Source organism: Allobosea sp. (genome assembly GCF_030694325.1).
GTDB lineage: Bacteria > Pseudomonadota > Alphaproteobacteria > Rhizobiales > Beijerinckiaceae > Allobosea.
This window is the reverse complement of sequence record NZ_JAUXYO010000300.1, coordinates 1-5,884: the sequence shown is the minus strand read 5'-3', so window position 1 is coordinate 5,884 and position 5,884 is coordinate 1. Positions and strand designations below refer to the sequence as shown.

The 5,884-nt window shown below is 70.3% G+C and carries 5 protein-coding genes and 1 pseudogene; 1 reads left to right on the top strand and 5 read right to left on the bottom strand.

Going from position 1 to position 5,884, the window contains the following annotated elements; genetic code table 11:
- Positions 1-703, top strand: a pseudogene (locus Q8M82_RS19405) (hypothetical protein); the annotation flags it as partial.
- 21 nt (positions 704-724) lie between these two features.
- Here Q8M82_RS19405 and Q8M82_RS19400 read toward each other — a convergent pair.
- From Q8M82_RS19400 to Q8M82_RS19380, 5 genes are all read right to left on the bottom strand, one after another.
- Positions 725-1,006 (bottom strand): hypothetical protein, encoded by a 282-nt coding sequence (locus tag Q8M82_RS19400; RefSeq protein ID WP_305692937.1) that lies wholly within the window; start codon positions 1,004-1,006, stop codon positions 725-727.
- 48 nt (positions 1,007-1,054) lie between these two features.
- Positions 1,055-2,671 (bottom strand): transglycosylase SLT domain-containing protein, encoded by a 1,617-nt coding sequence (locus Q8M82_RS19395; protein ID WP_305692936.1) that lies wholly within the window; start codon positions 2,669-2,671, stop codon positions 1,055-1,057.
- Positions 2,672-2,791: 120 nt separating this feature from the next.
- Positions 2,792-4,342, bottom strand: a complete 1,551-nt coding sequence (locus Q8M82_RS19390; protein WP_305692935.1) for a methyltransferase regulatory domain-containing protein — start codon at positions 4,340-4,342, stop codon at positions 2,792-2,794.
- A 152-nt stretch (positions 4,343-4,494) separates the two neighbouring features.
- On the bottom strand, positions 4,495-5,709 hold the full coding sequence (locus Q8M82_RS19385; RefSeq protein ID WP_305692934.1) for an OmpA family protein: 1,215 nt from the start codon (positions 5,707-5,709) through the stop codon (positions 4,495-4,497).
- The coding region (locus Q8M82_RS19380; protein ID WP_305692933.1) for a hypothetical protein at positions 5,700-5,884 on the bottom strand (185 nt) is incomplete at its 5' end. The genes Q8M82_RS19380 and Q8M82_RS19385, both read right to left, overlap by 10 nt.

The window sequence follows — 5,884 nt, the reverse complement described above, 5'->3', positions numbered from 1 at the left end:
CGCCGCGCCAACGCGCCCGGAGGAACCGGCGGCAACGGTCGGACGCAGCGACCCGGCCCAGGTGGCCGTCGCCCAGCCGCCCCGCCCGCCGACCGAACGCCTGCAGCGCTACATCGCGACCTATGACGGCGGCCCGTGCTTCTTCCTCTGGCCGACCGAACTGACCACGACGCGTGCGGTTCTGGAGGGGTTCGGCAACCGCACCGAACCCTTCGTCGCCTTCGACGCCGCCTTCAAGGCGGCACAGGGCTTCGAGGCGCAGATCCATCTGCGGCCGATCACGGCGGCGCAATGCCCGATGGCGGATTTCCTGCGCGCACTCGGCGACAATATCGACCGCACGCCCCGCCTCCAGATCAACGCTTTCAACATGAAAAGCGGCGAGGTGCTGAGCGGGACCATCGACAATGACGGCGGCCGCAATGTCGCCGTCGTGCTGATCGGCGACGACGGGCTGGTCTACAATCTCGGCAGCTATCTGCGCCGCGACGGACGGCGCGCCACCTTCAACCTAAAGCTGGAATCGGCCGGAGGCGGGCCGCGGCCCCAGACCGTGCTGACCTTCGTCAGCACGGCACCGCTGCCGGCGCTCTCGGGGCCCAACCCCACCCCGTCGACGGACTTCTTCGCCAGCCTGAAACAGGATGTCCTGCGCCAGGGCGAGCCGCTGGGGCTGGGCGTGCGCTATTTCCGGATCGACTGACCCGGGCGCGGCATCGACCGGTCAGTCGGCCTCGCGGTAGAGCACGCCCCAATCGTCCTGCCAGAGCCCCTGCGGGTCTGCGACGACGATCGGCGCCCGGATCTCGTTGGCGAGTCGCACCGCGGCGCGGAAGGCCTCGACCGGCGGCATCGGGTCGCTCAGGAAATCGTTGACGAGATGCCCGCCGGCCAGTTCGGCCGGGCAGGCGATCCGGCCATGGGTCTCGCCGTCGCCCGCGCTGAGACTGAGCGTGATCGCATCCGGCTGCGGTTCGTCCACCTGCTCGAAACGGTTGGCCGCCATCGTCATGGTCTCCTCTGAGGTTCGGGCGGGCCGACGGGCCGCGTCCGTCTACTTCTTCGCGCGCTCGGCCTGCTGCGGGGCGGCTGGCCGGACCGTCTTGTAGCGCTCGAGCCTGAGCTTGATCATCTCGTTGAACTTGCGGTGGACCTCGGACACCGACAGCGTCTTGGTCTCGCCGCCGGCATCCGCATAGAAGATCGGCCGGTTCGCCTGGGCCGGCCGCGGCAGCAGCTCGGCCGCCTTGACGTCGGGCTTTTCCTCCATCGTCTCGATGAAGGTCTGGGCGGCGTCGGGCCCGAGGAAGTGGATTAGATAGATCTCGCCGCCGGTGAGGTGGCGGCCCATGGCCTTCTCCAGCCGCAGGGTGTCGCGCTTCAGCATTTCGCCGGCCAGCAGGGCCGAGAGATAGGGCTCGCGCCTGAGATCGAGGATGCGCTGGCGCTCGGCCGCGTCGGCCACGACGAACTGCCGGCCGTTGCGGCCGATCAGCTTCGCCTCCGCCGCCAGACCGTGCTTCGTTCCAAACTCGCTGACGACGCCGAGCCAGGTCTGCTCGATGAACTGGTAGAGCCCCGTGGCCGACGACGTCTTGGCCTGGACCGAGGTCGAGAACGACGATTCCTTGTCCGCCACCGCCATCAGCAGCGTCGGATCGGCGCCCACCACCTTGCCGGCGCGCACGATCGTCTCGACGAGATGCCGCCGGATCCGGATCGGCCCGAAGGTCAGCAACTGCTCGGGGTCGCCGCCGGTCGTGATCGGCGCCTGCGGAATGCGCGAGCGCGGGCCCGGCGCCGCCTGGCCCGGCGACAGCTTGGGCGGCACGAGCAGGATGTTGGACGGCGGCAACGCCAGCGGCACGACCGGGATTTCCGGCGGGCCATCCACCTGCTCCTTGATCGCCGCCAGGCTGGGATCGGCCTTGAGCGCGAACTCGGTCGCCTCGCGCGCCGCCTCCAGATCGCTCTCCACCGAGGACAGGATCAGCGAGGGACGCGCCGCCGTCTGCAGCGCCGGCGCGCTCAGGATCGCCACCATCTCGGGGTCGGGCGGAGCCTCCGGCTGCCGCAGCTTGACGAGCGCGACGCCGAGCACCGCCGCGGCGAGGCATGAGATCCCGGCCGCCAGCATGATCATCGTCGCCCGGCCGGAGCCGCCACCGCCCGGCACAGCCGCCACGGCGGCACGGGGCCGTGCCGCGCCCTCCCCTCCGGCAGCGTTTGCAGCCGAACCGGGAATGGGGGCCGCCGTCTCCACCTCACCGACCACACGCCGGCGCAGCGCCATGAACCAGTCAGTTCCTTGGCTCTCCAACGCCGCGAGGTCGCTCACCAGCCGTCGTGCCATCAGCGCCGGCACGCCCGCCTCGCGCTCGACGACACCGGCTGCACCCTTCAATCCCTGCTCGGCGCTCATCCGCAGCGCGAAGAACCAGAGCTGCAAGGGCGTGCGGCGGTTGTCGAGCGCGCTGCCGGCTCCGGGCTGGATCAGGTAGTTGCAATGCTCGCAGGCGAAGGCGCGCAGCTTGACCCGGGGCTGAAAATGGCTCGGCCGGCCACAGGCGGCACAGGACAGCTGCGTGCCGCCGTGCCGCGCGCGCATCAGAGCGTCGAGGCAGGCCTCCTCGGGGAACACGGCCTGGAACTGCTTGAAGCGTTCACCCATCGGCCCTCACCCGGCCGGCCCTCCGCCTCGGCCGCAGCGCCGGCGACAGGCTGCCGACCCGTTCTGCCGCTGCGTCAGCATAGGCACCGACGCTGGCGGCGACAATCGCCGTTGCGCCGCTCAAGGATGAAGCAAGCCGAGCCGCGCCACATCCTTCAGATGCGTGACCACCTCCTCGGCCGTCGCCCGCCGCGGCAGGTCGCCGACATCGGCGCCGGAGCCGTGAACCTCGTCGAGGAAGGCGTTGAGTTCGGCCAGCAGCATCTCCGGCGTCCGCGAGCCGTCCAGCAGGCTGACGAACTGGCGCACGACGATCCCGTCCAGCGCCACCATGCGATGGCGCAGATCGGTGACCTCCCGCGAGCTCTGCGCCTGCCATCGCGCCACCGCGCTCGCGCGAGGCCGCTCGGTCACCGCCGTCGTCAGCGTCGGCGGCTCCAGCCTGAAGTCGAGCAGTCCGGCCTTGAAGATGGCGATGAGCGCCTCCTCGAGGCGCGCGACCTGCCCGGCCAGATCCGGCCCGAGTGCCGCGCCGACATCGGCTACCGCCTGGCTGACGAGCGTGTCGAAGGCGATGCTGCCCGGCCAGGCCTGGCTCAGGCGCCGCAGCGCAGCCTTGCACAGATGCAGGTCGACGGAGAGCCGCACGCCGCCCTCGAATTCGAAGCGGTCGATGCCCGGCCTGGCGTCCTCGCCCTGCTCGACGAGCGTCGCATGCGCGGCAACATGATAGGGCGCGAGCGCACCCGGCCCGATGAACCGCCGCAGCGGAATGCCCTCGCGGCAGAGAAGTGTCTCGCGAAAGGCGCGGCCGATGAGCAGATCGAGCGTCTGTTCCCTCAACACCCCCTGCTCGGCGGGGATGGCCGCGATCATCGCCTGGGCCGGTCCCTTCGCCGCCGCGAACATGTTGGGAAAGGAGGCTTCGGCCAGGAACTGCAGCCCGTGCCGTTGCGCTGTGTCCAGCACCTCGTGCAACGCGAAGGCGCGCGCAATCGGGTTGAGATCGTCATGATAGAGGACATTGTCCGGCGTATCCGCCAACTGGCGCAGGCGCTGCCGCAGCGCCGCGCCATGGAAGGTCTCGCCGTCGCTCGCCGCGGCGAAGGCCTCGAGCGAAGCGCGCGCGACCCTTACGCGCTCCGTCGGCTCGGCGATGTCGCGCGTGGCATAGAGCATCACGTCGCGGGCGAGATCGCGCAGGCGGCAGCCCGGCAGCGCATTGTAGCTGACATAGGCCACGCCCTGCGGCGCCAGCAATCCGCCGATGAGGGCCATGATCGCCTCGCGCACCGCATCCGGCACCCAGGAATAGACTCCGTGGATCAGGATGTAATCGAAGATGCCGAGCTCCGGCCCGACCGCGAGAATGTCGCGATGATGGAAGACGACGTTCTCCAGGCCGATTTCCGCCGTCGCCCGCTTCGCCTCAGCGATCGCGCTCCCGCTGAGATCGATGCCGACGAACGCGCTGCCCGGATACTGCGCCGCCATCGGGATCAGGTTGCCGCCGCGCCCGCAGCCCAGTTCCAGCACCCGCATCGCCTGCGAAGGCGCCGGCTCCATGCCGTGGAAATGCGCGATCGCCGCCAGCCTTGCCGGATGCGTCTGCGCGAAGGCGTGGCCCGGATAGGCGACCGCGTCATAAGGATTGGTCGCCATGTCGCTCATGCCTGCCGCCTGTTCCCGGACGCCGCCTCGCCTGGAGCCGCATCCGACGCCGGAAAGCGGCGAAGCGCTTCATCCATTCGAAGGAGCCGACGCTGGCGCGCACCAGCGAGGGCCGCAGCGCCCGAAGGCGCCGGCGGCCGCGATCCGCGCGCTCAGCAGCCGATGACCTTGAACTCCACCCGCCGGTCGAGCGCGTCGCTCGCATCGTCCTTGCCGGTGCCGACCAGATTGTCGCGGAAGCCGCGCCCGCTCGCGATCATCCGGCTGCGGCCGTCGGGCATTCCGGTCAGCAGCAGATCCATGATGAACTGCGCCCGCAGCACCGAGAGCCGCTCGTTCAGGGACGGTGGACCGGTTCTCGAGGTGTGGCCGATGATCTCGAGGCAGGCGTTCTTCTGGCGCACGCGCGTCGCGATCTGGCTCAGCCACATCGGATAGGGTTCGGTGGTCTGCGGATTGTCGATAAATTGCGTCGAGCCCGGCCGGAACAGCAGCCGGACCGACAATTGCTCGGTGCTCAGCCCGTAATCGACGAGATCCCCGAAGGCGTCGACCGCGTCGTCGCGGCGGCCGAGCTTCGCATTGGCGAGATAGGTGCCGACGCGCACGCGATGCTGGTCTCCGCCGGGCAGCTTGCGCGCCGTGCGGTAGAAGGCGAGCGCCTCGCGAAAGCGCTGCGCCTCGTATTCGGCGATGCCGTCCTGGATCAGCGCATTCGCCGGCAGCCGGTCGACATAGGCCGGATCAAGCCGCCCACCCATCGGCGTGCCCTGGCAGGTCTTCACATAGGCATCCGTCGCCTGGTCTTTCGCCCAGACCGGCACGTCGCGGAAATAGGGTGTCGGCGTCACGTCGACATCCTCGGGCGTCGCGCGGGCCACACCTTTGGCGACCACGCTGCGCGAGGCGAGATCGGCCAGGCTCAGGCAGATCCGGAACGCGTCGGGCGGGCTCTCGTTGCCGGCCTGGCTGATCGCGGTGAAGGTCCCGACGAGCACGACCGGATTGCGCGCCAGCACCTCGGCCGTGAAGGGCTGCACGACGAAGCGTGGATAGGAGGTCCGGACGATCTCGGCGAGCCTCTGCTGCATCGCGCGCGTCGCGGCCGACTGCGCGCCCGACGCGGCGTCGATGAGCGGGTCGATCACCAGCTCGATGCGATCTCCCGTGATCGCCGCCTTGCCGAAGAGCTCGGTCGCGGCTCGCTGCAGTGCCTCGGGGAACGGCACGGGCGTCGGCGCCGCAGGTTGGGCCCCGGCTGGCGCCGGAAGGACGGCCAGGGGCATGATCGCCAGGACGATCCGCGCCAGCCGCAGCAGCACGGCTCCACCGCCAGAGCGGGTGCGGACGGGGCAGGTCACCGGCACAGCAGGAGTTGCTCCTTGGCCTGCGCCGTCAACTCGCCGAGCTGCGCCCGCAGCAGGATTTCGCTGCAGGTCGCGGCACTCGGCCGCGTCGCCGGGCCCCGGGTAGCCTGCGGCCGCGCGACCGGCACCGCCGTGCTGGCGGCCGGCTCGGCCGTGGGCCGCACGTTGAGCGAGC

Bases quoted from the DNA above. Each gene is read 5' to 3' on its own strand.
- Q8M82_RS19400 (WP_305692937.1), bottom strand. From the start codon at position 1,006: ATGGCGGCCAACCGTTTCGAGCAGGTGGACGAACCGCAGCCGGATGCG.
- Q8M82_RS19395 (WP_305692936.1), bottom strand. From the start codon at position 2,671: ATGGGTGAACGCTTCAAGCAGTTCCAGGCCGTGTTCCCCGAGGAGGCC.
- Q8M82_RS19390 (WP_305692935.1), bottom strand. From the start codon at position 4,342: ATGAGCGACATGGCGACCAATCCTTATGACGCGGTCGCCTATCCGGGC.